Origin of the sequence: Streptomyces sp. DG2A-72 (assembly GCF_030499575.1) — a bacterium.
Classification (GTDB): Bacteria; Actinomycetota; Actinomycetes; order Streptomycetales; family Streptomycetaceae; genus Streptomyces.
Window position 1 is genome coordinate 1,603,255 of sequence record NZ_JASTLC010000001.1, and the last position, 26,391, is coordinate 1,629,645.

Sequence of the window (26,391 nt, forward strand, 5' to 3'; positions counted from 1 at the left end):
GGTCCATCAGGCGGACGGGAGATGGACAGGACCGTGTCACGCGGAGCCGTTCCCCTGACGCTGCTGCGGGGCGTACGCACCCAGGAAATCGGCACCGCTCGCCTGCTGACCGGCACCACCGGCCGACGGCTGCTGCGGCGCGTACTCCCCCAGGTAGTCCGCCCCGCGCCCCTGTCCGTACTGCGCCGCCGGGTGCACGGGCAACCCCTGTCGCACCGCGCGCCGGTGGGCGAGCTTGCGCTTCAGCTTGATGCCCCAGGACGCGACGACGACCAGCACGACGAGTGCGAGCACGGTGATCTGCACCCAGTCCGGCAGGAAGTGCAGCACGGCCTCGAAGATCTCGCTCTTCACGGACGCCAGCGGCATGCCTGTGACCATGGATGTCTCTCCCCCTCCGGTTGTCCGCCCCCTGCGGAACCGGAAGGGATCTTAGCGGGCGTCGAGCATGCGTTCGCCCGCTTTTCGCATGGCGTCCAGCGGCGCCGGGGCCACCCCCGTCATCTGCTCCACCTGGAGCACCGCCTGGTGCAGCAGCAGGTCGAGCCCGCCGACGACGGCCCCGCCGTACGCCGACCAGCGCGCCGCCAGTGCGGTCGGCCACGGGTCGTACAGGACGTCGAACAGGGTGGCGGGCCGTTCTGGTACGGCGGCAGCGAGGGCGTCGGTCGTACCGGCCGGGGTGGTGGCGATGACCAGCGGGCGGCGCAGCGCCTCGGCGGCGTCCGCCCAGTCCGCCGTACGCACCTCGATGTCGAGCCGCGCACCCCACTGCCGCATCTCGGCGGCACGTTCCTCGCTGCGGACGTAGGCGACGACCTCGCCGGTGCAGATCCGGGCCAGCGCCGCCAGCGCGGAGGAGGCGGTCGCGCCGGCGCCGAGGATCGCGGCGGAGTCGACCTGCTCGATCCCGCGCTCGCGCAGGGCGCCGACCATGCCCGGGATGTCGGTGTTGTCGCCGACACGGCGGCCGTCCTCGGTGAACACGACCGTGTTCACCGCCTCGACCGAGGCAGCCGTCTCGCTGATCTCGTCGAGCAGCGGGATCACGGCCCGCTTCAGCGGCATGGTCAGCGACAGTCCCGCCCACTCCGGGCCGAGCCCCTTGAAGAACCCGGGCAGCGTCGACTCGTCGACCTCGAACCGGTCGTACGACCAGCCGGTCAGCCCCAGTGCCTCATAAGCGGCGCGGTGCAGCACCGGGGACAGGGAGTGGGCGATGGGCGAACCGAGCACCGCGGCCCGGCGGGCGTCAGTTGCCCGAGCTGTCATTGAACTTGTCCTTGAGCCAATGGAACAACGATCCGAAAGTAGCCGCTCGTGCGCGCGGCCTCAGTCTCCGCGCCTCGACGCGTTGAACTCCTCGACCAGCTTCTCGTGCTCCGCGAGCGTCTTGGTGAACTTGCTGGTCTTGCCGTCCAGCGAGATGAAGTAGTACCAGCCGTCGTCCGTCGGATTGAGCGCACCCTTGAGCGCTTCCGCACCGGGGTTGTCGATGGGGCCGGGGGGCAGCCCCTTGACGTAGTACGTGTTGTACGGGTTGTTGTACTGCCTCAGCTCGGCGATCGTCAGGTCGATCTTGCTCTGATTCTTGATGTAGTTGTACGTGGAGTCGAACTCCAGGGAGCCGTAGGTCTCGGGGTTCCCGGGCTTGAGGCGGTTGTAGACGACCTCGGCCATCTTGCGGAAGTCGTCATGGCTCGTGCCCTCGGCCTGCGCGAGGCTCGCCACGGTGAGCAGCTGCCAGGGGCCGTCGAGACCCAGGCTCTTGGCCTTCTTCTCCAGGCCGAGCTCTTCGTACGTGTCAGTGGCCCGGCTGACCATCTCCTTCAGGATGGTCTCCGGCTTCTGCCCCTTGCTGACCCCGTAGCTGGAGGGGTAGAGGAATCCTTCCAGCGGGTCCTTCACGTTCGGGTGGTTCAACGCCCAGTCGGGCAGCCCGAGGTCCTTGTACTTCTCCTTCGCGGCCTTCGCCGTGGTGCCCGCCGACAGTCCGAGGCGCTTGTCGATCTCCGTGTAGATCGCCGTGTTCCGAGTGCCCTCGGCGATGATCAGGTTGTTCTGGCTCTTGGGGTCGAGCATCAGCTCGACGGCGCTGGCGGCGGACATCTCCTTCTTCATGAGATACACGCCGGCCTGGATCTTCTTGCCGTCGGGATTCTGCGACTGCGCGGCCACGAACGCGTCGACGCTCTTGACGACGCCCTGCTTCTTCAGCTCCTGACCGATGGCGTATCCGCCGGCACCCTTGGGGATGGTGACGGTCACCGACTCGCTCGTACCGTCACCCGCGTAGTCCGGGGCCGCGCCGAAACGATCCTGGTAGAACTGGTAGCCGAAGTACCCGACACCGGCCAGGCCGCCGCCGAAGACAAGGACGACCACCAGACAGGCACACCCACTGCGGCGCTTCTTGGGCTTGCCGCCCCTGCTCCGCCGGTCGCCGCGCCCGCCGCCGTCCCCGGGTTCGTCGGAGTCGTCGTCATCGTCACCGCCCGCGAAGAAGGCGTGCTCACCCTGGTCGGGGCCGGGGTCCCAGTCGGTCCGCGGTTCCGGCTCCTCGCGCCGTCGGCTCGGTGGCTCCGGCGGCGGGTAGGCGTCCGGTGTGCCGTAGTAGTCGGGCTGCTGCCCGTCGTAGCCCACGGCCTGCTGGCCGTACGGGTCCGCCGGGTCGGGGTACGGGGTCTGCGCGTGCGTGCCGGTGGGCCAGCCGTTCTCGTCGTACTGCTGGTGCCCCTGGCCGCCGTACTGCTGCGGGTCGTACTGCTGCTGGTACTGCTGCTGCGACTGGTCGTATCCGGACTGCTCGCCGGTGCCCCAGTCGCCGTACTGGGGCTGCTGCGGCTGCTGCGGGTGGTGCTGCGGCTGGCCGCCGTAGGCAGGCTGCTGAGCCGCGTGGCCCTGCTGCTGCCCTTCCCATCCGCCGTCCCCGAACAACGGGTCCTCCGGATGCCACGGTTCGGAGCCTTGGCCCCGGCCATACTCAGTCATCGATCCCCTAGAGCCGCGAGGCGGCGGTCGCGCGGCTTTCGGCTCGGCTTCCGTCCCGCCTCTCTTTGTGCGGCAGCTGTTCGAACACCGCCGCATCGCGCGGAACGTTACCGTATCGCGATCAGATGACCACTTCGACGCCCTCGCCCGGGGCTTTACCTGACACCCGTTCGGATTCGAGCGCCTGCTGCAAGATGATCACAGCGGCTGCCTGGTCGATGACGGACCGGCCCTTCTTCGACGACACGCCAGAGGCGCGCAGTCCCTGACTGGCCGTCACCGTGGTCATGCGTTCGTCCACGAGTCTGACAGGTACCGGTGCGATGCCTTTGGCCAGCTCCTGGGCGAAGGCGCGAACCTTTACCGCTGCCGGGCCCTCGCCTCCCTTGAGGGAGCGAGGAAGACCGACGACGACTTCGATCGGCTCGTACTCCTCGACGAGTTGCCTCAGCCGGCGGTGGGCGGCCGGGATGTCACGTCCCGGGACCGTCTCCACCGGTGTGGCGAGGATCCCGTCGGGGTCGCACGAGGCGACCCCGATGCGGGCGTCCCCGACGTCGATCGCGAGGCGACGGCCGCGGCGCATGACGTGTTCGGCTCCGCTCACTTGGCCGTTTCCGCCACGAGGCGCTCGACGGCGTCGACGGCCTCGCCGATGGCGGCCGGGTTCTGGCCGCCGCCCTGGGCGAGGTCCGGCTTGCCGCCACCGCCGCCGCCGAGGGTCTTGGCGGCCGCACGGACCAGATCGCCGGCCTTCAGGCCCCGCTCGCGGGCGGCCTCGTTGGTGGCGATGACCGTCAGCGGCTTGCCGCCCGCCACGGTGAACAGGGCGACCACGGCGGCCCGTCCGCCCTGGATACGGCCGCGCACGTCGAGGACCAGCTTGCGCAGATCGTCGGCGGTGGTGCCGTCCGGGACCTGGCCGGTGACGAGAGCGATGCCGCGTACGTCCTTGGCGGACTCGACGAGACCGGCGGCGGCCTGCAGAACCTTCTCGGCGCGGAACTTCTCGATCTCCTTCTCGGCGTCCTTCAGCTTGCCGAGCATGGCGGAGACCTTCTCCGGGAGCTCCTCCGGGCGGCCCTTGATCAGCTCCTGGAGCTGGGCGACGACCGTGTGCTCACGGGCGAGGAAGTTGTAGGCGTCGACGCCGACGAGGGCCTCGATACGGCGTACGCCGGAGCCGATGGACGACTCGCCGAGCAGCTTGACCAGGCCCAGCTGGGCGGTGTTGTGGACGTGCGTGCCGCCGCACAGCTCCTTGGAGAAGTCGCCGATGGTGACGACGCGGACGCGCTCGCCGTACTTCTCGCCGAACTCGGCGATGGCGCCCTGCTTCTTGGCCTCGTCGATGCCCATGACGTCGGCGCGGACGTCCAGGTCACGGGCGAGCACCTCGTTGATCTTCTGCTCGACGTCGGTCATCACGGCCGTGGGAACGGCGGACGGGGAACCGAAGTCGAAGCGGAAGCGGCCGGGCTGGTTCTCGGAACCGGCCTGGGCGGCCGTCGGGCCGAGGGCGTCGCGCAGGGCCTGGTGGGTGAGGTGCGTGGCCGAGTGGGCGCGGGCGATGGCCTTGCGGCGCCGGTCGTCGATGGAGGCGTGGGCCTTGGCGCCGACGGTGACCTCGCCGACCTGGACGACGCCCCTGTGGACGTACACACCCGGGACCGGCTTCTGGCAGTCGCGGATCTCGATGACGGCGCCGGTGTCGACCTTGATACGGCCGGTGTCGCCGATCTGGCCGCCGCCCTCGGCGTAGAACGGCGTGCGGTCGAGGACGATCTCGACCTCGTCGCCCTCGGTGGCGGCCGGCGAGGAGACGCCGTCGACGAGGATGCCGACGATCGTGGACTCGCCCTCGGTGTCGGTGTAGCCGATGAACTCGGTCTCACCGGCGGTGTCGGCGATCTCGCGGTAGGCGCCGGTACCGGCGTGGCCGGTCTTCTTGGCCTGGGCGTCGGCCTTGGCGCGCTCCCGCTGCTCCTTCATCAGGCGGCGGAAGCCGTCCTCGTCCACGGAGAGGCCCTGTTCGGCGGCCATCTCCAGGGTGAGGTCGATCGGGAAGCCCCAGGTGTCGTGGAGCAGGAACGCCTTGTCGCCGGCGAGGACGGTGCCACCGGCCTGCTTGGTCTCGGTGACGGCCGTGTCGAGGATGTTGGTGCCGGCCTTCAGCGTCTTGAGGAAGGCGTTCTCCTCGGCGAGGGCGACCTTCTCGATGCGCTCCCGGTCGGTGATGAGCTCGGGGTACTGCTGGCCCATCATCTCGATGACCGTGTCGATCAGTTCCTTGACGACCGGACCGGTGGCGCCGAGCAGGCGCATGTTGCGGATGGCGCGGCGCATGATGCGGCGCAGGACGTAGCCACGGCCCTCGTTGCCGGGGGTGACGCCGTCGCCGATGAGCATCACGGACGTCCGCATGTGGTCGGTGACGACGCGGAGGGAGACGTCCGACCCGTGGGCGGCGCCGTAGTGCACGCCCGTCAGCTCGGTGGCCTTCTTGATGACGGCCATGGAGGTGTCGATCTCGTACATGTTCTGCACGCCCTGCAGAATCATGGCGAGGCGCTCCATGCCGAGGCCCGTGTCGATGTTCTTGCTCGGCAGGTCGCCGAGGATCTCGAAGTTGTCCTTGCCGATGCCCTCGCCGCGCTCGTACTGCATGAAGACGAGGTTCCAGATCTCCACGTACCGCTCGTCGTTGACGGCGGGGCCGCCCTCGACGCCGAACTCGGGGCCGCGGTCGTAGTTGATCTCGGAACAGGGGCCGCACGGGCCGGGGACGCCCATGGACCAGTAGTTGTCCTTCATGCCCAGGCGCTGGATGCGCTCCTTGGGCACGCCGACGATCTCGTGCCAGATGCGCTCGGCCTCGTCGTCGTCCTTGTAGACGGTGATCCACAGACGCTCGGGGTCGAGGCCGTAACCGCCCTTGTCCTGGGGCGTGGTGAGCAGCTCCCAGGCGTACTTGATGGCGCCTTCCTTGAAGTAGTCGCCGAAGGAGAAGTTGCCGCACATCTGGAAGAACGTGCCGTGGCGGGTGGTCTTGCCGACTTCTTCGATGTCCGGCGTGCGCACGCACTTCTGCACGCTGGTGGCGCGGGCGTACGGCGGCTTGACCTCGCCCAGGAAGTAGGGCTTGAAGGGCACCATGCCGGCCGGGACAAGGAGCAGAGTCGGGTCGTCCGCGATGAGCGACGCCGAAGGGACGACGGTGTGCCCGCGCTCCTCGAAGAAGCTCAGCCAGCGGCGGCGGATCTCAGCCGACTCCATCAGTGGTCCTCATTCCGGTTGTACGAATACGTCGTCCTGTCACTGTCGACGGACTTCGGGGTGTTGCGGTTCTCGATGGCGGCGAAGCGCCGGGGTGCGGGGAGTTCGGGGTTCTCGTTGATCCCCAGTGCCTCTCCCAGCTCGGCCTCCCGCTGGGCCATGCCGTCGCGGACGTCGAGCGCGAAGCCCACCGCACGGTCCTTGAGCCGGTGACCGGCCTCGAGCGCCTTGTTGGCCGCGGTCGCGGCGAGGTTCTCGGGGGTCAGCTGCTTCAGCTTGCGGTTGACCTTGGTGGTGGCCCACACACCGGCGGCGACGCCCGTGGTGAACCAGAACGTACGGCGGAACATCGGTTCGCTCAGTCCTTCTTCCGCTTCGCCCGCCGTGCGGCCGGGACGGTGCGGCCCACGATCACGCTACGTCGGGGCGCCTTCGCGGGCACGTCGTCCTTGCGGCCGCCGATGGCCCGGCGCACGCCGTAACCGAAGGCCGCGACCTTGACCAGGGGCCCGCCGAAGGTGGAGGCGACGGTGGTCGACAGCGCGGACGCGTTCGACGTGACCTCCTGGACGTCCGACGCGATCGAGTCGACCCGGTCGATCTGGGTCTGCGCGGAACGCACCGCCGCGGAGGCATCTGCCAGGAGCGGGACGGCCTGGTCGGTCACGTCCGCGACGAGCTTGGTGGTCGCCTTGAGCGTCTGGGCCAGCCTCACCAGTGCGACGGCGAGGAAGGAGACCAGGATCGCCCAGAAGACGGCCACCAGGATCCCGGCCACCTCTCCACCGGACACTGTGTGCACCCGCTCCCTGAAACGTGCCTCTACATCGAAAAGTCGTGGGTCGAGCCTATCGCGCCGGGCATGCCGCTCCGTACCGGATTACGGCCCGCGCACACATGAGTTGCCCGGCGGACGGCTGTCGGAGGGACGGCACTGGCTGGAGCGGTCGGTCCAGGCCGACTCGGGCCACGATCAGCCCCGGCTGAAGGCACTGTGGGTGCTCGGTCATGTGGCGATCCTGCAGGGCGACACGGTGCCCGCGCTGGCGGCGCTGCAGGAGTGCCGGGAGGAGGCGGAGCGCGCCGCGCACCCCACAGCGGTGGCGTACGCCGAGCATCGCAGATGGGCCAGGTCGAGCTGGCGATGACGCGGCGTTCCAGGGCGATCTGCCGGATGCGGTACGGCTGTCCGAGGACGTGCGCCGGGTGGGTGAGGACCACGGCGAGCGATGGGCCCGGGCGTACGCGCTGTATCTCCTCGGGTACGCGGCCTGGAGCGACGGCGACCTGGACCGGGCCCGCGGTCTGCTCACCGAGTACCTGGGCAGCGCCCTCCTTCCGCGACCTGCTGGGCTCGGTGCTGACGATCGTGCTGCCGGCCCTGGTCACGGCCTCCGAGGCAGACACGGCGGAGGCGGCGGCGCTCCAGGGCGCGGCGTCCGGGCTGTGACCCTAGGTGGGGCTGCGGCTGTTCGGCTCGGCCCACTACAACGCGCCGCATCAGCTGTGCGAGGCCATGGCCCGGGAGGATCTCGGCGCCGCGTGGCCCGGTACGGCACGGTCGGGGCGCCTCGGACATGCGCAAGCCCGCCGCCTCGCCCACCCGGAAGGGCGGGGAGACGGCGGGCTGAGGTGCTACGGCCTGCCGGAGATCAGCGGGCGTAGTACTCGACGACGAGCTGCTCGTCGCAGATCACCGGGATCTCCTTGCGGTTCGGCTCGCGGTCCAGGCGGAAGGCCAGGGCGCGGAGGTTCACCTGGAGGTAGCGCGGGGTCTCGCCGTCGGGGGCGAAGCCGCCCTCACGGGCGATGGAGAAGAGGGTCTTCTCACGGCTGCGCTCACGGACCATCACGACGTCGTCGGGCTTGACGCGGAAGGACGGCTTGTCGACCTTCTGGCCGTTGACCTCGATGTGGCCGTGGACGACCATCTGGCGGGCCTGGTAGATCGTGCGGGCGATGCCCGAACGCAGGACCAGCGCGTCGAGACGACGCTCCAGCTCGATGATCAGGGCCTCACCGGTCTTGCCCTGAACCTTGGAGGCACGCTCGTAGGCGCGGACGAGCTGGCGCTCGGACACGTCGTACTGCGCACGCAGACGCTGCTTCTCCAGCAGACGGACCTTGTAGTCCGAGTTCTGCTTGCGGCCACGGCCGTGCTCACCCGGCGGGTAGGGACGGGCCTCGAAGTACTTGACGGCCTTCGGGGTCAGCGCGATGCCGAGGGCACGCGACTTCTTGACCTTGGGGCGGGGCTGGTTCGCCACTGCTTCTTCTTTCCTGGTTATCGGCTTGTCAGGGTTGAGGGAGGTCGCATCCGCAGCCTGGGAGACCCTGCGGGTCCGGTCGGTCGGACCTGCTGGGCAGCCGCTCCCTGGTCTGGGCACATACGTGCAGCACGCGAGTGGCCCACCGACCGGTCCCGTCGTAGACGAGTGGTGGTGGGCTGCCCGCGACACCATTCGAACGGTGCGCGACGCTCCTGGAGCCGGTCCGTGAGGACCGGGTTTCCGGCTGACCGTCCTGTTCTGACTGCACAGGACACAGCACTTCGAGTGATTCTACAGGGTGCTCAGGACCGCTTGCGACCGAGGTGCTTACGGGTCCACTCCACCGCGTCCGCGTACCGCGCCTCGGCGCCGTGCCGCGTCGGCGTGTAGTACTCCCGGTCCTTGAGGGCGTCCGGGGCGTACTGCTGCTCGGCGATGCCTTCGGCCAGGTCGTGCGGATACACGTACCCCTGCGCGTGACCGAGCTTGGCCGCGCCCTTGTAGTGCCCGTCGCGCAGGTGCGGGGGGACAGAGCCCGCCAGGCCCTTGCGTACGTCCTCCATGGCGGCGCCGATGGCGGTCGTCGCGGAGTTGGACTTGGGGGCGAGGGCCAGGGCGATGGTGGCGTGGCTGAGGGTGAGGGCGGCCTCGGGGAAGCCGATCATGGCGACGGCCTGGGCGGCGGCCACGGCTGTCGGCAGCGCGTTCGGGTCGGCGAGGCCGATGTCCTCGCTGGCGGAGATCATCAGGCGGCGGGCGATGAAGCGGGGGTCCTCGCCGGCCTCGATCATGCGGGCCAGGTAGTGCAGGGCCGCGTCGACGTCGGAGCCGCGGATGGACTTGATGAGGGCGCTGGCCACGTCGTAGTGCTGGTCGCCGTCGCGGTCGTACTTCACGGCCGCCCGGTCGACCGTCTCCTCCAAAGTGGTGAGGCCGATCTCCGTCTCGCCCTTGTCGAGCGCGGCCCCGGCGGCGGCCTCCAGGGCGGTCAGGGCACGGCGGGCGTCGCCGCCGGCGATGCGCAGGAGGTGGGCCTCGGTGTCCTCGGGGAGGGTGACCGCGCCCTTGAGGCCCCGCTCGTCGGACAGGGCCCGCTGGATGAGGTCCCGCACGTCGTCGTCCGTGAGGGGTTCGAGGGTGAGGAGGAGGGAGCGGGAGAGCAGGGGGGAGATCACGGAGAAGTACGGGTTCTCCGTCGTCGCCGCGATCAGGGTCACCCAGCGGTTCTCGACGGCCGGGAGCAGGGAGTCCTGCTGGGCCTTGCTGAAGCGGTGGATCTCGTCGAGGAAGAGGACGGTCTCCTTGCCGAAGCCGCCGGTGGCACGGCGGGCGCCGTCGATGACCGCGCGGACCTCCTTGACGCCCGCGGTGATCGCCGACAGCTCCACGAAGCGCTTGTTGGTGGCCTTCGACACGACATACGCCAGGGTCGTCTTGCCGGTGCCGGGCGGGCCCCAGAGGATCACCGAGGAGGGTCCGGCGGGGCCGGAGGCGCCCTCGCCGACCAGTCTGCGCAGGGGTGAGCCCGGCTTCAGCAGGTGCTGCTGGCCCACGACCTCGTCGAGGGTGCGCGGGCGCATCCGAACGGCCAGGGGGCTGCTGGACGGGTCCTTCTCCTGGCGTTCTTCTGCCGCGGCGGTGAACAGGTCGGGCTCCACGCTGAAAACCCTAGTTCACCGCACTGACAATGCCGGACGGCCCCGGAATTCCGGGGCCGTCCGGCATTGCTCGGGCCAGTGGGTCAGCTGGTCCAGAAGTCCCACCAGCGGGTCAGGATCAGCATGCCGATGATGCCGATGTGCAGGACGGGCAGGACCCAGGTGAACTCGCCGAAGAAGCCCTTGAGCCAGTTCGGCGCGGGCAGGAAGCCCTTGCGGATGTTGAACGAGGTCACGTACCAGAACATGATGATCGTCGCGACCCAGGCCAGGCAGCACCACAGGCACAGCGCGTTGATCCGGTACAGGGACTGGAACATCAGCCAGGCGCAGAAGCCGACGCCGAAGAGCGTGCCGGCGTTGAAGGTCAGCCAGTACCAGCGCGGGAAGCGGGCACCGGCGAGCAGGCTCATACCGACGCAGATGACGATGCCGTAGGTCACGAGGCCGAGCATCGGGTTGGGGAACCCGAAGGCGGAGGCCTGGTGGCTCTCCATGACGTTGCCGCAGGAGACGACGGGGTTCAGGCTGCAGCCGGGAGTGAAGGTCTTGCCCTCGACCTTGGCCTCGAGCAGCTTGAACTTGTCGATCGTGATGACCCATGCGGCGAGCAGTCCGGCCGCACCGGTGATCACCAGCAGCAGGGCGAGTGCACGACTGCCGCCCTCCGCGCGCGGCGAGGGGGCGGCGCGCTCCGGCTCGTGGTCGGTGGAGACGTCGGTCACTGTCGTCTTGCTCATTTCGCCGATTCCGTCGCTTGAGAGTTGGACCTTCTTCCGGCAGGGCCATTGTGCCGCACGCGCACGTGTATCCACCGTTCGGTGGACATAAGGAGGTACGCACGGTCGTCCCGGACCGTTCGGTTCCGGACGAGGCTCGTTCCCATGACCACACACGCGAACGGACTCGCGGTGGACGTACGGGGGCTGCGCAAGCAGTACGGGGACGTGACCGCGGTAGACGGCATCGACCTTGGTATTCGCCAGGGCGAGGTGTTCGGCCTGCTGGGGCCCAACGGGGCGGGCAAGAGCACCACGGTGGAGATCCTTCAGGGCAATCGCACCCGGGACGCGGGCGAGGTACAGGTGCTCGGGGCGGATCCGGCGACGGGCACGCGCGCGTGGCGCTCGCGTGTCGGAATCGTCTGGCAGGACGAATCGGCGCCCGCCGAGTTGACGGTCCGCGAGACCGTACGGCATTTCGCGCGCTACTACCCGAGGCCCCGTGACCCCGAGGAGGTCATCGGCCTGGTGGGTCTTGAGGCCAAGGCGGGCAGCCGGATCAAGGCGCTGTCGGGCGGGCAGCGGCGGCGGCTGGACGTGGCGCTCGGCGTGATCGGCGGGCCCGAACTGCTGCTTCTGGACGAGCCGACGACCGGGTTCGACCCGGCGGCCCGGCGGCAGTTCTGGGAGCTGATCCGCAAGCTGGCGGACGAGGGCACGACGATCCTGCTGACCACGCACTATCTGGAGGAGGCGGAGGCGCTCGCGCATCGGCTGGCGATCATCTCGCAGGGCCGGGTGGTCGCCGAGGGCGAGCCCGGTGTGCTGCGCGAGCGCCACGGCACCGAGGCCACCGTCGCGTGGACGGATGCCGACGGCACCCAGCGCACCACGCAGACGGCCACGCCCACCAAGACCGTCGCCGAGCTCATGCACCGCTTCGACGGTGAGATCCCGGGGCTGCGGGTGAGCCGCCCCACGCTGGAGGACGTCTATCTCCGGCTGACCGGACAGGAGGACGCGCGATGACCACGACCGCCGTACGAGCCGGGGCCGGGACGCGTCCGCAGCGGCTGCCCGGCGCCTGGGGGCTCGGCCTGCAGCGGGGCGGGCTGGAGATCAAGCAGTTCTTCCGGCAGCGCGACCAGGTGGTGTTCACCTTCGCCTTCCCGGTGGTGTTCCTCTTCCTGTTCGCGTCGATCTTCAAGGACGACGTCGAAGGCGCGGGCATCACCGCCTCCCAGCTGTACGTCCCGGCGATGATGGCCGCCGGCATCATGTCGACGAGTTTCCAGTCGCTCGGCATCTCGATCGCCATCGAGCGGGACGAGAAGGTGCTGCGCCGGCTGCGCGGCACGCCGATGCCGCCGACCGCGTACTTCCTCGGCAAGATCTGGCTGGTTCTCGTCACCGGCCTCATGGAGACGGCGATTCTGCTCCTCGTCGGGACAACCTTGTACGACGTCGACCTGCCGTCGCACGTGGGCACCTGGTTCGACTTCGCGTGGATCTTCGTGCTGGGTCTCACGGCGTGCGCGCTGCTCGGCATCGCGATCAGCTCGGTCCCCAAGTCCGGCAAGAGCGCGACCTCCGTGGTCGTCCTCCCCTTCCTGGTGCTGCAGTTCATCTCCGGGGTGTACATCGCCATCGACACCATCCCGGACTGGATGCTGAACATCGGGGCGCTGTTCCCGCTGAAGTGGATGTGCCAGGGGCTGCGCGGGGTGTTCCTGCCGGAGTCGGCGCAGGTGCTGGAGCAGGCCGGGAGCTGGGAGCTGGGCAGGGTCGCGCTGGTGCTCGGGGCGTGGTGCGTCGGAGGATTGGTGCTGTGTCTGCTGACCTTCCGGTGGAAGAACCGGCGCGAGGGATGAACGGTCCGGCGGGAGCCGGGGGCGCGTACACCTAGGCCCGCTCGTTCCGGCTCTGGGACACGTACTTCGCGCTGATCTGGCTGGCCACCCTGGTCAACGTGCTCGGCGCGGGGTTCCCGGGGTGGCCGGTCCGTGCCGTCGCGGCCGCGCTGCTGACGCCGCTGGCTCCCCTGTACGTGTGGGTGGGGCGCCCCGTCCTGTGCGGTGACCCGCCCGACGAGCGACAGGCGGTGCGTTTCCTGGCGGTGGCGCTGGCGCTGTTCCTGCCGTCGGCGGTGCTCGTCGGCGAGACGCGGGTGCTGACCTTCGCGCTCGTGCCTCCGTGCTTCATGACGTTGCGGATGCGGTGGGCCCTGGCGGCGGTGGCGGTGATCAACCTCGTGCCCGTGGCTGGCTGGGCGCTGCTGTGGCGGCCCGGCGCCCAGGAGGTCTTCCTCAACGGGGTGTTCGCAGCGGTCGGCCTCGTCTTCTCGGCGGTTCTGGGCAGTTGGATCATCCGGATCATCGAACAGAGCCAGGAGCGGGCCGAGCTGATCGCGGAGCTGGACGCCAGCCGGCATGAAGTCTCCCGGCTCTCGTCGGCGCACGGCGCGCTCGCGGAGCGGGAGCGGATGGCCCGGGAGATCCACGACACCCTCGCCCAGGGCTTCACCAGCCTGCTGATGCTGATCCAGGCCGTCGAGGCCGAGCTCGACCACGACCCGGCACAGGCCCGCCGTCACCTGGCCCTGATGGACGAGACGGCCCGGCAGAACCTCGCCGAGGCCCGCGCCCTGGTCGCCGGGGGCACCCCCGCCGACCTCGACGGCGCCTCGCTCCCGGACGCGGTCGGCAGGCTCGCGGCCCGCCACGACGCGAAACTGGACGTGACCGGGCCGGTGCGCGCGCTGCCCGCCGGTCCCGAGGTGGTCGCCCTGCGCTCCTGCCAGGAGGCACTGGCCAACGCCCGCAAGCACGCGGGGAGTTCTGTGGCCGTAGGCGTCACGCTGGCGTACGCCGAAGAGACGCTCACCGTGTCCGTACGGGACGACGGCCGCGGCTTCGACCCCGGTGCCGTCCATGACGGGTACGGTCTGGCGGGGCTGCGCGCCCGGGCCGCCGAGGTGGGTGGAACCGCACAGGTCGGCAGCGCGCCGGGCGAGGGCACCACGGTGACCGTCCGGCTGCCCGTACCCGCCGTGAGGAGTGAGATGCCGTGATCCGGATCATCCTGGCCGACGACCATCCCGTCGTACGGGAGGGGTTGCGGGCGATGCTCAGCGCGGAACCGGACCTTGAGGTGGTCGCCGACGCGTCCAGCGGACCGCAGGCGGAGGCGCTGGCGGCCGAGTTGCGGCCCGACATCGTGCTGATGGATCTGCGGATGCCGGACGGCGGGGGTGTCGACTCGATCGTGCGGATGGCGGAGGCGGGGCTGGGCTGCCGGGTCATCGTCCTCACGACGTACGAGACGGACCGGGACATCCTGAGGGCGGTGGAGGCGGGGGCTGCGGGCTATCTGCTCAAGGATCTCCCGCGAGGTGAACTCGCCGAGGCCGTACGGTCCGCGGCGCGCGGCGAGACGGTGCTGGCGCCGTCGGTGGCGGCGCGGCTGGTGGACCAACTCCGGACGAAGCCGGAACGGCCGCGGTTGTCGGAGCGGGAGACGGCCGTGCTGAGGCTCGTGGCCGAGGGCTGTACGAACGCCGAGATCGGGCGCCGGTTGTTCATCGGCGAGTCGACCGTGAAGACCCATCTGCTGCGCGTCTTCGGCAAGTTGGGCGTGGACGACCGGACGGCGGCGGTGACGAGCGCGATGCGGTACGGGCTGCTGGACTGAGGTTTCCTCGCCCCCGCCGCCCCTACCCGTCCCATCCCCCAGGGGCTCCGCCCCCTGGACCCCCGCTCCTCAAACGCCGGAGGGGCTGGAATTTCAGCGCCGGTCGGCGAATCCAGCCCGTCCGGCGTTTGAGGACAAGGCCCGTTCAGGGCCGAAGCGGGGGTCTGGGGGCACAGCCCCCAGGGATGGGACGGGTAGGGGCGGCGGGGGCGAAAACCGCTGGGTCGCACCACCCACCGGGCTCAGCCCAGTCTCGCCTCCAGCTCGGCCACGATCTCGTTCACGCCGATCGGCGTCTGCTCGCCGGACTCCATGTCCTTGAGCTGGACGACTCCCTCGGCGAGGTCGCGTTCGCCGGCGACGACGGTGAAGCGGGCGCCGCTGCGGTTGGCGTTCTTCATGGCGCCCTTGAGGCCCTTGGCGCCGTAGGAGAAGTCGGCGGCGATGCCGGCCTTGCGCAGGTCGGTGACCTTGGCGAACAGGACGCGGCGGGCCTCGTCGCCCAGCGGGACGGCGAACACGCTGGTGGCCGCCGGGAGTTCGAGCTCGACGCCCTCCGCCTCCAGGGCCAGGACCGTGCGGTCGACGCCCAGCGCCCAGCCCACCGACGGCAGCGCGGGACCGCCGATCATCTCGGAGAGGCCGTCGTAGCGGCCGCCGCCGCCCACCGCGGACTGCGAGCCCAGACCGTCGTGGACGAACTCGAAGGTGGTCCGCGTGTAGTAGTCCAGGCCGCGCACCAGCTTCGGGTCGTCCTCGAAGGCGACGCCCGCCGCGGTGATCAGTTCACGGACCTCCTCGTGGTACGCCTTGCAGGCGTCGCAGAGGTAGTCGCGCAGCAACGGCGCGCCCGTCAGCTGCTTCTGGACCGACTCGCGCTTGTCGTCGAGGACGCGCAGCGGGTTGATCTCCGACCGGCGCAGCGTGTCCTCGTCGAGGTCCAGGCCGCGCAGGAAGTCCTGGAGGGCCGCGCGGTAGACCGGACGGCACTCCTTGTCGCCCAGGCTGTTGAGCAGGATCCGGAAGTCGCTCAGACCCAGCGAGCGGTACGCCTGGTCCGCCAGGATGATCAACTCGGCGTCCAGCGCCGGATCCTCCGCGCCGATCGCCTCCGCGCCGACCTGGGAGAAGTGCCGGTAACGGCCCTTCTGCGGGCGCTCATAGCGGTAGTACGAGCCCGAGTACCAGAGCTTCACCGGGAGGTTGCCCGCCTTGTGCAGGTTGGCCTCGAGCGCCGCGCGCAGGACGGAGGCCGTGCCCTCGGGGCGCAGGGCGAGCCGGTCGCCGCCCTTGGTCTCGAAGGCGTACATCTCCTTGGTCACGATGTCGGTGGACTCGCCGACACCGCGCGCGAACAGTTCGACGTTCTCGAAGCCGGGCGTCTCGACATAGCCGTAGCCGGAGTTGCGCAGCGGAGCCGCGATCGCCTCACGGACGGCCAGGTAGGTGGCGCTGTCCGGCGGGATCAGGTCGTACGTGCCCTTGGGGGCCTTGAAGGTGCTCACGGAACTCTCTCGTCACATTCCTCGTCGGGGAGGGGTGCTCGCACCGTCTCCCTGGCCTGCCGCCACCTGCCGCAGATACGGGTTGGTGGCGCGCTCCTGGCCGATGGTCGTCTGGGGGCCGTGGCCGGACAGCACCACGGTCGAGTCGTCGAGCGGCAGGCACACACGGGCCAGCGAGTCGAGCATCTCGGCCATGTCACCGCCGGGCAGGTCGGTGCGTCCGATGGAGCCGGCGAACAGCAGATCCCCGGAGAAGAACACCGACGGGATGTCGGCGGCCTCGGGCATCCGGAACGTCACCGACCCCTTGGTATGGCCCGGCGCGTGGGCGACGGAGAGCTCCAGACCCGCCAGCTCCAGTCGCGCGCCATCGGTCAACTCCTTGACGTCGTCCGGCTCCCCGATGGTCAGCTCGCCGAGCAGCGGCATCCCGATGGAGCGCCCGAGCGCCTTCTCGGGGTCGCTCATCATGTACCGGTCCTCGGGGTGGATCCAGGCCGGCACGTCGTGCGCGCCGCACACCGGGACGACCGAGGCCACATGGTCGAGGTGGCCGTGGGTGAGGACGACCGCCACGGGCTTGAGCCGATGCTTCTTCAGTGCTTCCTCGACTCCCGGGGCCGCTTCGTGGCCCGGGTCGATGATCACGCACTCCTCACCGGCGGCGGGGGCGACGAGATAACAGTTCGTCCCCCAGGCCCCGGCGGGGAACCCGGCAATGAGCACGATCGTCCTTCGTTGTGTCGATTCGGGTGGGCTTGCGATTGGGCTGCGCCTGAGGCCAGAGCCTACCGGCGCTGCCGATTCCTCAGCGAACCCATATACGGTACGGGGCACACGCGGGTCGTCGATTCGAACGACGCACGCGTACCGGTCGACGTTCGAGACGTATGAGGAGAAACCCGGTGGTCAGCCAAGAACAGCGGAAGCGTCAGCTCGCGCGGGAGAAGTTCTTGCGGCAGCAGCAGCGGCGCACCGAGGCACGGCGCAAGGCGCGTACGCGCAACGCCGCGATCGCGTCCGCGCTCGGCGTGATCCTGATCGGCAGCCTGGCGCTGTACACGACCGGGGTCCTCAAGGACGACGACAAGACCAACGCGAGCGCGGACGTCACGCCGAGCGCGGACGTCACGCCGAGCGCGTCGGCGCCCAGCAAGGCGCCGGACCCCTGCGAGAAGCCGGCCGCGGGCAAGGCCAAGACGGCGACCTGGAAGAAGGAGCCGTCGATGACCATCGACGAGTCGGCGAAGTACACGATGAAGCTCGCCACGACCTGCGGTGACATAGACATCGACCTGAAGGCGTCGGCCGCGCCGCACACCGTGAATTCCTTCAACTTCCTCGCGGGCAAGGGATTCTTCGACCACACCAAGTGCCACCGGCTCGTCGACAGCGGCATCTACGTGCTGCAGTGCGGCGACCCGAAGGGCACCGGCACGGGCGGGCCCGGCTACACGATCCCGGACGAGAACCTCAAGGACAAGAGCCTCAAGGGCGGGGTGTACCCGGCGGGCACGGTCGCGATGGCCAACCAGTACAACGCTCAGACGAAGCAAGGGCGCAACTCCGGAGGAAGCCAGTTCTTCCTCGTCTACCAGGACAGTCAGCTGCCGGCCGACTACACACCGTTCGGAACGGTGTCCGAAGCGGGCATGAAGATCCTGAAGAAGATCGCGGACGCTGGAGCGCAGCCCGCCGACCCCACGACCGGGAACACCGCACCCAACGCAACGGTCGTGATCAACAAGGCAACTGTCACGAAATCCTGACTGTCAACTGCGAAATTTCGGTCGCGCGGGATGCGGACAGGCAACCCGCCGGTCGCCTATGTTGGCCGTGACGAAACTGTGGACGATGCCGGGGGTGCTGAAGCCCTGTGCAGGCATCATGTGGAGGAGGCGCTGTGAGCAGCGACCCGTGGGGCCGCGTCGACGAGACGGGGACCGTGTACGTGCGTACGGCCGACGGCGAGCAGGTCGTCGGTTCCTGGCAGGCCGGCTCCCCTGAGGAGGCGCTGGCCTACTTCGAGCGCAAGTACGAGGGCCTGGTTGTCGAGATCGGCCTCCTCGAGAAGCGAGTGAAGACCACCGACCTCTCCGCGAAGGACGCCCAGGTCGCCATCGACCACATCCGCGAGCAGGTCGACGCACACCACGCCGTCGGTGACCTGGACGCGCTGCGGAAGCGGCTGGACAAGCTCGTGGAAACCGTCGCGGCACGCCGCGAGGAGCGCAAGCAGCAGCGCGCCAAGCAGTCCGACGAGGCCCGCAAGGCCAAGGAGGCGCTGGTCACCGAGGCGGAGCAACTGGCCCAGTCCGACCAGTGGCGGGTGGCCGGTGAGCGGCTGCGGGCGCTGGTGGACACCTGGAAGGGCCTGCCGCGGCTGGACCGCAAGTCGGACGACGAGCTGTGGCACCGCTTCTCGCACGCCCGGTCGGCGTTCTCCAAGCGTCGCAAGGCACACTTCGCATCGCTGGACGCCCAGCGCGAGGAGGCCCGCAAGACCAAGGAGCGGCTGGTCGCCGAGGCCGAGGGGCTGTCGGGCTCGACGGACTGGGGTCCGACGGCCGCGCGCTACCGCGAGCTGATGTCGGAGTGGAAGGCCGCGGGCCGCGCCCAGCGCGAGCACGAGGACGACTTGTGGAACCGCTTCCGCGGCGCGCAGGACGTGTTCTTCGCCGCCCGCAGCTCGGTCTTCGCCGAGCGGGACGCGGAGCAGTCGGAGAACCTGAAGCTCAAGGAGGAGCTGGCCGAGGAGGCCGAGAAGATCCTCCCGGTCACGGACCTCAAGGCCGCACGTGCCGCGTTCCGCTCGATCAACGAGCGCTGGGAGGCCATCGGTCATGTGCCGCGCGACGCGCGTCCGAAGGTCGAGGGCCGGATGCACGCGGTGGAGCGGGCCATCCAGGAGGCCGAGGAGGCCGAGTGGCGCCGGACCAACCCGGAGGCACGCGCGCGTGCCGAGGGTCTCACCGGCCAGCTCCAGGCCGCCGTGGACAAGCTCCGGAAGCAGATCGAGCAGGCGCGCGCCCAGGGCAACAACGCCAAGGCCGACAAGCTGGAGCGGGAGCTGGAGGGCCGCCAGGCGCTGCTGGACCAGGCGCTGAAGGGTCTGCAGGAGTTCGGCGGCTGACACGCCGGAGGCACACGACGAAGGGGCTCCCCGAGGGGAGCCCCTTTTCGTGCTCGTACGGCGGTTACGCCCGGCTGCGCGCCGACGTCACCCGGTACACGTCGTACACGCCCTCCACTCCCCTGACCGCCTTCAGGACGTGGCCGAGATGCTTCGGGTCGCCCATCTCGAAGGTGAAGCGGGAGGTGGCGACGCGGTCGCGGGAGGTCTGGACGGCCGCGGAGAGGATGTTGACGTGCTGGTCGGACAGGACGCGGGTGACGTCCGACAGCAGCCGGGAGCGGTCGAGGGCCTCGACCTGGATGGCGACCAGGAAGACCGAGGACTGCGTGGGCGCCCACTCGACGTCGAGGATGCGCTCGGGCTCGCGGGACAGTGACTCCACGTTCACACAGTCGCTGCGGTGAACCGATACTCCGCTACCGCGGGTGACGAAGCCGATGATCGGGTCACCGGGGACCGGCGTACAACAGCGGGCGAGCTTGACCCAGACGTCGTCGACGCCCTTGACCACCACACCGGGGTCCTGGTTGCTGCGCCGCTTGCGGCCGCGGCCGCGGGGGGACGGTACCGCCTCGTCCATCTCCTCGGTGGCGGCCTCCTCCCCACCGAGGGCCTGAACGAGCTTCTGTACGACGTTCTGCGCGGCGACATGTCCCTCGCCGATCGCCGCGTACAGCGAGGAGATGTCGGGGTAGCGCATCTCGTGCGCGAGGGTGACGAGGGAGTCGCCCGTGAGGATGCGCTGGATCGGCAGGTTCTGTTTGCGCATCGCGCGTGCGATGGCGTCCTTGCCCTGCTCGATGGCCTCGTCCCGGCGCTCCTTGGAGAACCAGGCCCGGATCTTGTTGCGGGCGCGCGGCGACTTGACGAAGCCGAGCCAGTCGCGGGACGGTCCGGCGCCGGCCGCCTTGGAGGTGAAGACCTCCACCAAGTCGCCGTTGTCCAGAGTGGATTCGAGCGGTACGAGACGGCCGTTGACCCGTGCTCCTATGGTGCGGTGCCCGACTTCGGTGTGGACCGCGTACGCGAAGTCGACCGGTGTCGCACCGGCCGGCAGCGCTATGACGTCGCCCTTCGGCGTGAAGACGAAGACCTCGTTGCGGGACAGGTCGAAGCGCAGCGACTCCAGGAACTCGCCCGGGTCCTCGGTCTCCTTCTGCCAGTCGAGCAGTTGGCGCAGCCACGCCATGTCGTTGAGGTGGTCGTCCTTGCCCTTGCCGGACGACTTCGGCACATCGGTACGGATCTTGGAGGCGCCCGCGACGGCCTCCTGCTTGTACTTCCAGTGCGCGGCGATGCCGTACTCGGCGCGGCGGTGCATGTCGAACGTACGGATCTGGAGTTCGACCGGCTTGCCGTTGGGCCCGATCACCGTCGTGTGCAGCGACTGGTACATGTTGAACTTGGGCATCGCGATGTAGTCCTTGAACCGGCCGGGGACCGGGTTCCATCGCGCGTGCACGGTGCCGAGGGCGGCGTAGCAGTCGCGGACGGTGTCCACGAGGACGCGGATGCCCACCAGGTCGTAGATCTCCGCGAAGTCACGGCCGCGGACGATCATCTTCTGGTAGACGCTGTAGTAGTGCTTCGGGCGTCCGGTGACGGTCGCCTTGATGCGGGCGGCCCGCAGGTCCTGCTGGACCTCGTCGGTCACTATGGCCAGATACTCGTCACGCTTCGGCGCCCGCTCCGCCACCAGCCGTACGATCTCGTCGTACATCTTGGGGTAGAGGATCGCGAAGGCGAGGTCCTCCAGTTCCCACTTGATGGTGTTCATGCCGAGGCGGTGAGCGAGCGGCGCGTAGATCTCGAGGGTCTCGCGCGCCTTCTTCTCCTGCTTCTCGCGCTTGAGATAGCGCATGGTGCGCATGTTGTGCAGGCGGTCGGCGAGCTTGATGACCAGAACGCGGGGATCCTTCGCCATGGCGACGACCATCTTGCGCACGGTCTCGGCCTGCGCGGCCTCGCCGAACTTGACCTTGTCCAGCTTGGTGACGCCGTCGACGAGCAGGGCGACGGAGTCGCCGAAGTCGCGGCGGAGCTGGTCGAGGCCGTACTCGGTGTCCTCGACGGTGTCGTGCAGCAGGCCCGCCATCAAGGTGGCCGGATCCATACCCAGCTCGGCGAGGATCGTGGTGACGGCGAGGGGGTGGGTGATGTACGGGTCACCGCTCTTGCGCTTCTGGCCGCGGTGCCAGCGCTCGGCGACCTGGTAGGCCTTCTCGATCTGGCGGAGCGTGGCCGTCTCGATCTTCGGGTCGTTGCTGCGGACTATGCGCAGCAACGGTTCCAGGACCGGGTTGTACGGGTTGGAGCGCTGGACGCCGAGGCGGGCGAGGCGGGCGCGGACACGGTTGGAGGAGCCGGAGCGAGCGGGCTGGCCGGTGTTCGGACGGACCGCGGGCGTGACCGGGCGCTCGGACGGGGCCGGCTTGGGGCGCGACTGCTCTGCCGACTTGTCGACGGGCGCGGACTGGGCATGCTCGACCGGCCCGCGGATGTCGTTCTTCGCGTTCGACTCGGTCGGCGCGGGCGGCTTCGCCGCGGGCGCCGAGGCGGGCTCGGGCTTGGCGGCGGTGAGTGGCTGGGCCTCGTCTGGCAAGAGGGCTCCTCGTGCGCGATCCGGGTCCCCCGGTCAGGCTCCGGAGATCCCATGGTAGCGATCCTCAGCGGCAGGATCGCCTTCCGGACGATGTGAGGGCCGTCTACCGGAGAAACGCGAGTGGCTGCCGCCGGCATTCCAGGAGGTGACCTGAGGGTGATTTGGGGGTGTCCGTTGAGTGTTTTCGGGGCTTGTGCGGGGTGGCTGGGTGCATTGCCGACTGACGACCCGTTGTGGCTGGTCGCGCCCACGCGGCGGAGCCGCATATCGATGCGGTCCCGCGCCCCTTCGGGACGCGAAACGGCCGGCCCGGATATACCGGGACGGCCGTTTGTGTGCCGTGCTCGCTGCGGTTCAGACCTTGAGCAATGCCTCCAGCGGCGCCCCGTCGAGTACCGGTTCCAGGCGGGTGCGGCCGCCCAGGAAGCCGAGTTCCATGAGGACCGCGACGCCCGCGACCTCGGCGCCCGCGCGGCGGATCAGCTTCAGGGAGGCCTCGGCGGTGCCGCCGGTGGCGAGGACGTCGTCGACGACCAGGACGCGGTCGCCCCCGGTGAGGTCCTCGGCGTGCACCTCGATCTCGGCGGAGCCGTACTCCAGGTCGTACGCCTGGCTGAGGGTGGCTCCGGGGAGCTTGCCCGCCTTGCGTACGGGGATGAAGCCGAGGCCGGCGCGGACGGCGACGGGGGCGCCGAGGATGAAGCCGCGGGCCTCCAGGCCGACGACCTTCGTCGCGTTCGTCCGCTCGGCGACCTGGGCGAGGGCGTCGGTGAGGGCGGTGAACGCCGCCGGGTCCGCCAGGAGCGGGGTGATGTCCTTGAACATCACGCCCGGCTCCGGGTAGTCGGCCACGTCACGGATGCGGCTGAGCAGCAGTTCCTCGATGTCGGTCATCGGCGCTTCCCGGAGGGTCGGCCACCGCGACCCCGGTTGCGGGGCGCGGCCTGGCTGCGCGGGCCGACGACGGCGGGAGCGGCGTCCTCCGGCTCGTCGGCGTGCGGCTCATCGGTGATCTCGGCGTCCACGGGCCCGCCCTGTGCGGCGGCCTGTGCCCGCTTGGCGAGGACGCGCTTCCTGAGCGCCTTCATCTGCGGGTCGCGCTCCTTGAGGTCGGCGACGAGCGGCGTGGCGATGAAGATCGAGGAGTACGCACCGGCCGCGAGGCCGACGAACAGCGACAGCGAGATGTCGTTGAGCATGCCGGCGCCGAGGAAGCCACCGCCGATGAACAGCAGACCGGCGACCGGCAGCAGCGCGACCACCGTCGTGTTGATGGAACGCATCAGGGTGCTGTTGATGGAGTTGTTGGCGACGTCGCTGTACGTCAAGCGGGTCTGCTTGGTGATGTCCTTCGCCTGCTCCTTGAGGCTGTCGAAGACGACGACGGTGTCGTAGAGCGAGTAACCGAGGATGGTCAGCAGACCGATCACCGTGCCCGGTGTCACTTCGAAGCCGACGAGGGCGTAGATGCCGACCGTGATGGTGATGTCGTGGATCAGGGCGACCAATGCGGCCGCGGCCATGCGCCATTCGAATGCGATCGCCAGGTAGATCACGACGAGCACCATGAAGATCGCCAGACCCTGCCAGGCCTTGTTGGCGATCTGTTCACCCCAACTGGGGCCGACGAGCTCGGCGTTGATCTTCTCCGAGTCGACGCTCAGGTCCTTGGAGAGATCGGTCTTGATCTGGTCGGCCTTGGCGGTGTCGATACCGGCGATCTGGATGCGCAGGCCGCCGCTGCCGAGCTCCTGGACGATCGCGTCGTGGCCGGACGCGGTTTCCGCGTACTCCTCGGCCTGGGAGACCGAGACGCTGGTCTTCGGGGTGGTGAAGACCGCGCCGCCCTGGAACTCGATGCCCATGTTCAGGCCGCGCACCGCCAGGCCGGCGATGGCCACGATGGTGATCAGGATCGAGACGCCGTACCAGATCTTGCGGTTGCGGACGAAGTCGTAGCCGACCTCGCCACGGTGCAGTCGGGCGCCGAGGTTGCCGAGCTTCGACATCTCACGCCTCCTTCGGGTCGACAGGGCCGGCGGTGGGACGGGCGGGACGGCGGGTACGGCGCAGCGGAGGTTTGGCGCCCAGGCCCTTCGGGTCGAGGCCGGACCACTTGTGGCCGTTCGCGAAGAACTTCTTGCGGGCGAGGATCGTCATCAGCGGCTTGGTGAAGAGGAAGACGACGACCACGTCGAGCACGGTGGTCAGACCGAGGGTGAACGCGAAGCCCTGGACCTTGCCGACGGTGACGACGAACAGCACGGCGGCGGCGAGGAACGACACGAAGTCGGAGACCAGGATGGTGCGCCGGGCGCGCGGCCAGCCCCGCTCCACGGCGGGGCGCAGCGTGCGGCCCTCGCGGATCTCGTCCCGGACGCGTTCGAAGAACACGATGAACGAGTCCGCTGTGATGCCGATCGCGACGATGGCGCCGCACACGGCCGGCAGGTTCAGCGCGAAGCCGATGGTCGGGCCGAGCAGCGACATGATCACGTAGGTGAGGATCGCGGAGACCAGCAGCGAGGGGATGGCGATGATCGACAGGCCGCGGTAGAAGGCCAGCAGGTAGATGATGACCAGGGCGAGACCGATCGCGCCCGCGATCAGGCCGGCCTGCAGCTGCTCACCGCCGAGGGCCGCGGTCACCGTGGTGACGCTGTCCTCCTTGAAGGTCAGCGGCAGGGCGCCGTACGACAGCATGTTGGAGAGGCTCTGGGCCGACTCCTGGTTGAAGTTGCCGGAGATCTCGGCGTTGCCGCCGGTCAGCGCCTGGCGGACGTACGGGTCGGAGACGACCTCGCCGTCCAGGACGATGGCGAACTGGTTCTGCGGGGACTGGTTCTGGGCCAGCTTGCCGGTGATCGCGGCGAACTTCTTGGTGCCGGCGGACGTGAAGTCCATCGTGACGGTCCAGCCCGCGCCGGTCTGGGTGTTGAAGACGGCCTGGGCCTTGTCGACGTCGGTGCCGTCGACCTCGGCGGGGCCGAGGATGTACTTCTGCCACTGACCTTGCGAGTTCTGGCCGCAGGCGACCGTCGGCGCGGTGGGCTTGGCGCCCTCGCCGGCCGTGGCGCGGACTGCCTTCTTGGTGCAGTCGAGCGCGGTGTACTGCGCCTGGAGCTTGCTGGTGTCGTCGGCCGGGGCGCTGCCGGTCGCGGAGGGGGAGGGGCTTCCGGAGGGCGAAGCGGAGCCGCTCGGGGTGGCGTCGGCCTTGAGCGCGTCGGTGACCGCGCGTCCCTGCGTGGTGGAGGTCGCCGAGGGGGTGGCGGACGGGGACGGGGACGAGGACGAGGTCGCCTTGTCCTTGTCGGCGTCGCCCGAGGGGCTGCCGGAGGCGCTGGGCGACGGGCTGGCCGCGGCTCCGGCGCCGGCGACCTCGGTGGCGAGGACGGGACGGAAGTAGAGCTTGGCGGTGGTGCCGACCTGCTTCCGGGCCTCCTCGGAGTTCGTGCCCTTGGGGATGTTGACGATGATGTTGCGATCGCCCTGGGTCTGGACCTCTGCCTCAGAGACACCGAGACCGTTGACACGGCGGTTCATGATGTCGACCGCGGTGTCCATGTTCTTCTTGTTGATCGCGGACTGGTCGCCGTCCTCGGGCTCCGCGCGGAGCGTGATGCTCGTACCGCCGGCCAGGTCGATGCCGAGACGCGGAGTGGTGTGTCCGGAGGCGAACATTCCCCCGGTGAGCGCCACGATGGCGATCAGGATCAGGACCAGCGAGCGCCCTGGCCTGCTCTGGGCGCTCGCGCTCCGGCCCTTCTTAGGTGCTGCCACCTTCTCGTACTCCCTCTCGGGCCGCCTCGCGCCCGTGCGGCGGGCGGGCGGCCATGACATGGTGTCGGGATCCCCAGCGAGCTTCGCATGTTCCGGGGCGCGCGGGAGCGGCCCGCGCGCCCCGGTGCATGACTACTTCGCGTCGGAGTCGCCGTCGGTCTTCTTCGGCTCGTCGTCAGCCTTCGCCTCGGCGGCCGCGGTCTCGTCGGCCGGCTCCTCGTCCACGTCCTTCTTGCCCAGGTCGACCGGCGTGTCGTCGGAGGCGGCGGCGGTCTCACCGGACTCCGACTCGGTGAGGGAGGAGGCGTCGTCCGGGACGACGTCACTCTTCAGGTCGTGCTCGACGCCGTGGACGATGCGGTTGTACTCGTCGTCGGTCAGGACGGCACCGATCGCGTTCTTGGCGAAGAGGAGGTCGACACCCGGGCCTGCGTCGAGGAGGACCGTGTCCTCGTTGACCTCCTTGACCGTGGCGTACATGCCCCCGATCGTGCGGACGCCGCTGCCGGGCTGCATTTCGTTCCGCATGTTCGCGGCCTGCTGCTGCTTCTTCTTGGCCGAGCGGGTCATCAGGAACATGGCCCCGATGAGCACGATGAACGGGAGGAGGGTCACGAGACTCACGGGTCGGTACTTCCTTCACGCGACCGCGATGGTGAGCGGCCTGATGGTTGGGGGTATGTGTGCCGCCGACAAAGGCGGCATCGGCGGAGTCTAAGCGAGTCCGCGCGCAAGGAACAACGCTCAGCATGACACCGGGG

At 69.4% G+C, this 26,391-nt stretch carries 23 protein-coding genes and 1 pseudogene; 7 read left to right on the forward strand and 17 right to left on the reverse strand.

The features are described from left to right. Nucleotides 1–36: 36 nt before the first annotated feature. The 7 genes from QQY66_RS07755 to QQY66_RS07785 all read right to left on the reverse strand — a co-directional run bounded on the left by QQY66_RS07755 (nucleotide 37) and on the right by QQY66_RS07785 (nucleotide 7,069). Entirely contained in the window at nucleotides 37–381 is a 345-nt protein-coding gene (locus QQY66_RS07755) for a hypothetical protein (protein ID WP_301978336.1), read from the reverse strand. A gap of 51 nt (nucleotides 382–432) precedes the next feature. Beyond that, complete coding sequence (locus tag QQY66_RS07760; RefSeq protein WP_301978337.1) at nucleotides 433–1,272, reverse strand: shikimate dehydrogenase; 840 nt, start codon at nucleotides 1,270–1,272, stop codon at nucleotides 433–435. A 60-nt stretch (nucleotides 1,273–1,332) separates the two neighbouring features. Next, nucleotides 1,333–2,991 (reverse strand): endolytic transglycosylase MltG, encoded by a 1,659-nt coding sequence (gene mltG, locus QQY66_RS07765; RefSeq protein ID WP_301978338.1) that lies wholly within the window; start codon nucleotides 2,989–2,991, stop codon nucleotides 1,333–1,335. Nucleotides 2,992–3,112: 121 nt separating this feature from the next. Beyond that, nucleotides 3,113–3,577 (reverse strand): Holliday junction resolvase RuvX, encoded by a 465-nt coding sequence (ruvX, locus tag QQY66_RS07770; protein ID WP_301987221.1) that lies wholly within the window; start codon nucleotides 3,575–3,577, stop codon nucleotides 3,113–3,115. A gap of 17 nt (nucleotides 3,578–3,594) precedes the next feature. Then, on the reverse strand, nucleotides 3,595–6,267 hold the full coding sequence (gene alaS, locus QQY66_RS07775) for an alanine--tRNA ligase (RefSeq protein WP_301978339.1): 2,673 nt from the start codon (nucleotides 6,265–6,267) through the stop codon (nucleotides 3,595–3,597). After that, nucleotides 6,267–6,617 carry a hypothetical protein gene (locus QQY66_RS07780; RefSeq protein ID WP_301978340.1) on the reverse strand — a complete coding sequence of 117 codons (351 nt, stop codon included), beginning with the start codon at nucleotides 6,615–6,617 and terminating at the stop codon, nucleotides 6,267–6,269. Before QQY66_RS07780 ends, alaS begins: the two co-directional genes overlap by 1 nt. Nucleotides 6,618–6,625: 8 nt before the next feature. Further along, nucleotides 6,626–7,069, reverse strand: coding sequence for a DUF948 domain-containing protein (locus QQY66_RS07785; RefSeq protein WP_301978341.1), 444 nt, complete (start codon nucleotides 7,067–7,069; stop codon nucleotides 6,626–6,628). 109 nt (nucleotides 7,070–7,178) lie between these two features. Between QQY66_RS07785 and QQY66_RS07790 the strand changes: the two are divergent. Next, nucleotides 7,179–7,898: pseudogene (locus QQY66_RS07790) on the forward strand (regulator); the annotation flags it as partial. A 21-nt stretch (nucleotides 7,899–7,919) separates the two neighbouring features. On the opposite strand, the gene rpsD reads toward QQY66_RS07790, so the two are convergent. The 3 genes from rpsD to QQY66_RS07805 form a co-directional block, all read right to left on the reverse strand. Continuing rightward, the gene (gene rpsD, locus QQY66_RS07795; protein WP_210580414.1) at nucleotides 7,920–8,534 is read right to left on the reverse strand and encodes a 30S ribosomal protein S4; all 615 of its coding nucleotides are present in this window, start codon (nucleotides 8,532–8,534) and stop codon (nucleotides 7,920–7,922) included. Nucleotides 8,535–8,839: 305 nt separating this feature from the next. Next, entirely contained in the window at nucleotides 8,840–10,195 is a 1,356-nt protein-coding gene (locus QQY66_RS07800; protein ID WP_301978342.1) for a replication-associated recombination protein A, read from the reverse strand. Nucleotides 10,196–10,278: 83 nt separating this feature from the next. Further along, nucleotides 10,279–10,935 (reverse strand): vitamin K epoxide reductase family protein, encoded by a 657-nt coding sequence (locus QQY66_RS07805; RefSeq protein ID WP_301978343.1) that lies wholly within the window; start codon nucleotides 10,933–10,935, stop codon nucleotides 10,279–10,281. Between the two features lie 144 nt (nucleotides 10,936–11,079). Between QQY66_RS07805 and QQY66_RS07810 the strand changes: the two genes are divergently transcribed. From QQY66_RS07810 to QQY66_RS07825, 4 genes are all read left to right on the forward strand, one after another. Further along, complete coding sequence (locus QQY66_RS07810; RefSeq protein WP_301978344.1) at nucleotides 11,080–11,946, forward strand: ABC transporter ATP-binding protein; 867 nt, start codon at nucleotides 11,080–11,082, stop codon at nucleotides 11,944–11,946. Continuing rightward, nucleotides 11,943–12,788, forward strand: a complete 846-nt coding sequence (locus QQY66_RS07815; protein ID WP_301978345.1) for an ABC transporter permease — start codon at nucleotides 11,943–11,945, stop codon at nucleotides 12,786–12,788. The genes QQY66_RS07810 and QQY66_RS07815 overlap by 4 nt, the downstream gene beginning before the upstream one ends. 71 nt (nucleotides 12,789–12,859) lie before the next feature. Then, nucleotides 12,860–13,987 carry a sensor histidine kinase gene (locus QQY66_RS07820; RefSeq protein ID WP_301987222.1) on the forward strand — a complete coding sequence of 376 codons (1,128 nt, stop codon included), beginning with the start codon at nucleotides 12,860–12,862 and terminating at the stop codon, nucleotides 13,985–13,987. Further along, nucleotides 13,984–14,607, forward strand: a complete 624-nt coding sequence (locus QQY66_RS07825; protein WP_301978346.1) for a response regulator transcription factor — start codon at nucleotides 13,984–13,986, stop codon at nucleotides 14,605–14,607. The genes QQY66_RS07820 and QQY66_RS07825 overlap by 4 nt, the downstream gene beginning before the upstream one ends. A gap of 242 nt (nucleotides 14,608–14,849) precedes the next feature. Here QQY66_RS07825 and hisS read toward each other — a convergent pair whose 3' ends face one another. Both hisS and QQY66_RS07835 read right to left on the reverse strand, forming a co-directional pair. Further along, nucleotides 14,850–16,112, reverse strand: coding sequence for a histidine--tRNA ligase (gene hisS, locus QQY66_RS07830; RefSeq protein ID WP_301978347.1), 1,263 nt, complete (start codon nucleotides 16,110–16,112; stop codon nucleotides 14,850–14,852). Nucleotides 16,113–16,124: 12 nt separating this feature from the next. Then, nucleotides 16,125–16,838: an MBL fold metallo-hydrolase gene (locus QQY66_RS07835; RefSeq protein WP_301978348.1), complete on the reverse strand. Its 714-nt coding sequence runs from the start codon at nucleotides 16,836–16,838 to the stop codon at nucleotides 16,125–16,127. Nucleotides 16,839–17,017: 179 nt separating this feature from the next. Here QQY66_RS07835 and QQY66_RS07840 point away from each other — a divergent pair, with 179 nt between their 5' ends. Both QQY66_RS07840 and QQY66_RS07845 read left to right on the forward strand, forming a co-directional pair. Further along, complete coding sequence (locus QQY66_RS07840) at nucleotides 17,018–17,881, forward strand: peptidylprolyl isomerase (protein ID WP_301978350.1); 864 nt, start codon at nucleotides 17,018–17,020, stop codon at nucleotides 17,879–17,881. Nucleotides 17,882–18,015: 134 nt separating this feature from the next. Next, nucleotides 18,016–19,245: a DUF349 domain-containing protein gene (locus QQY66_RS07845; RefSeq protein WP_301978351.1), complete on the forward strand. Its 1,230-nt coding sequence runs from the start codon at nucleotides 18,016–18,018 to the stop codon at nucleotides 19,243–19,245. A gap of 64 nt (nucleotides 19,246–19,309) precedes the next feature. Here the strand turns inward: QQY66_RS07845 and QQY66_RS07850 are convergent, their stop codons facing one another. The 5 genes from QQY66_RS07850 to yajC all read right to left on the reverse strand — a co-directional run bounded on the left by QQY66_RS07850 (nucleotide 19,310) and on the right by yajC (nucleotide 26,254). Beyond that, nucleotides 19,310–21,850 carry a bifunctional (p)ppGpp synthetase/guanosine-3',5'-bis(diphosphate) 3'-pyrophosphohydrolase gene (locus tag QQY66_RS07850; protein WP_301978352.1) on the reverse strand — a complete coding sequence of 847 codons (2,541 nt, stop codon included), beginning with the start codon at nucleotides 21,848–21,850 and terminating at the stop codon, nucleotides 19,310–19,312. A 354-nt stretch (nucleotides 21,851–22,204) separates the two neighbouring features. Continuing rightward, nucleotides 22,205–22,744 carry an adenine phosphoribosyltransferase gene (locus QQY66_RS07855; protein WP_301978354.1) on the reverse strand — a complete coding sequence of 180 codons (540 nt, stop codon included), beginning with the start codon at nucleotides 22,742–22,744 and terminating at the stop codon, nucleotides 22,205–22,207. Next, nucleotides 22,741–23,859 (reverse strand): protein translocase subunit SecF, encoded by a 1,119-nt coding sequence (secF, locus tag QQY66_RS07860; protein ID WP_301978355.1) that lies wholly within the window; start codon nucleotides 23,857–23,859, stop codon nucleotides 22,741–22,743. The genes QQY66_RS07855 and secF overlap by 4 nt, the downstream gene beginning before the upstream one ends. A gap of 1 nt (nucleotide 23,860) precedes the next feature. Then, nucleotides 23,861–25,630 carry a protein translocase subunit SecD gene (secD, locus tag QQY66_RS07865; RefSeq protein ID WP_301978356.1) on the reverse strand — a complete coding sequence of 590 codons (1,770 nt, stop codon included), beginning with the start codon at nucleotides 25,628–25,630 and terminating at the stop codon, nucleotides 23,861–23,863. Between the two features lie 132 nt (nucleotides 25,631–25,762). Beyond that, the gene (yajC, locus tag QQY66_RS07870; protein WP_301978357.1) at nucleotides 25,763–26,254 is read right to left on the reverse strand and encodes a preprotein translocase subunit YajC; all 492 of its coding nucleotides are present in this window, start codon (nucleotides 26,252–26,254) and stop codon (nucleotides 25,763–25,765) included. Nucleotides 26,255–26,391: the final 137 nt, after the last annotated feature.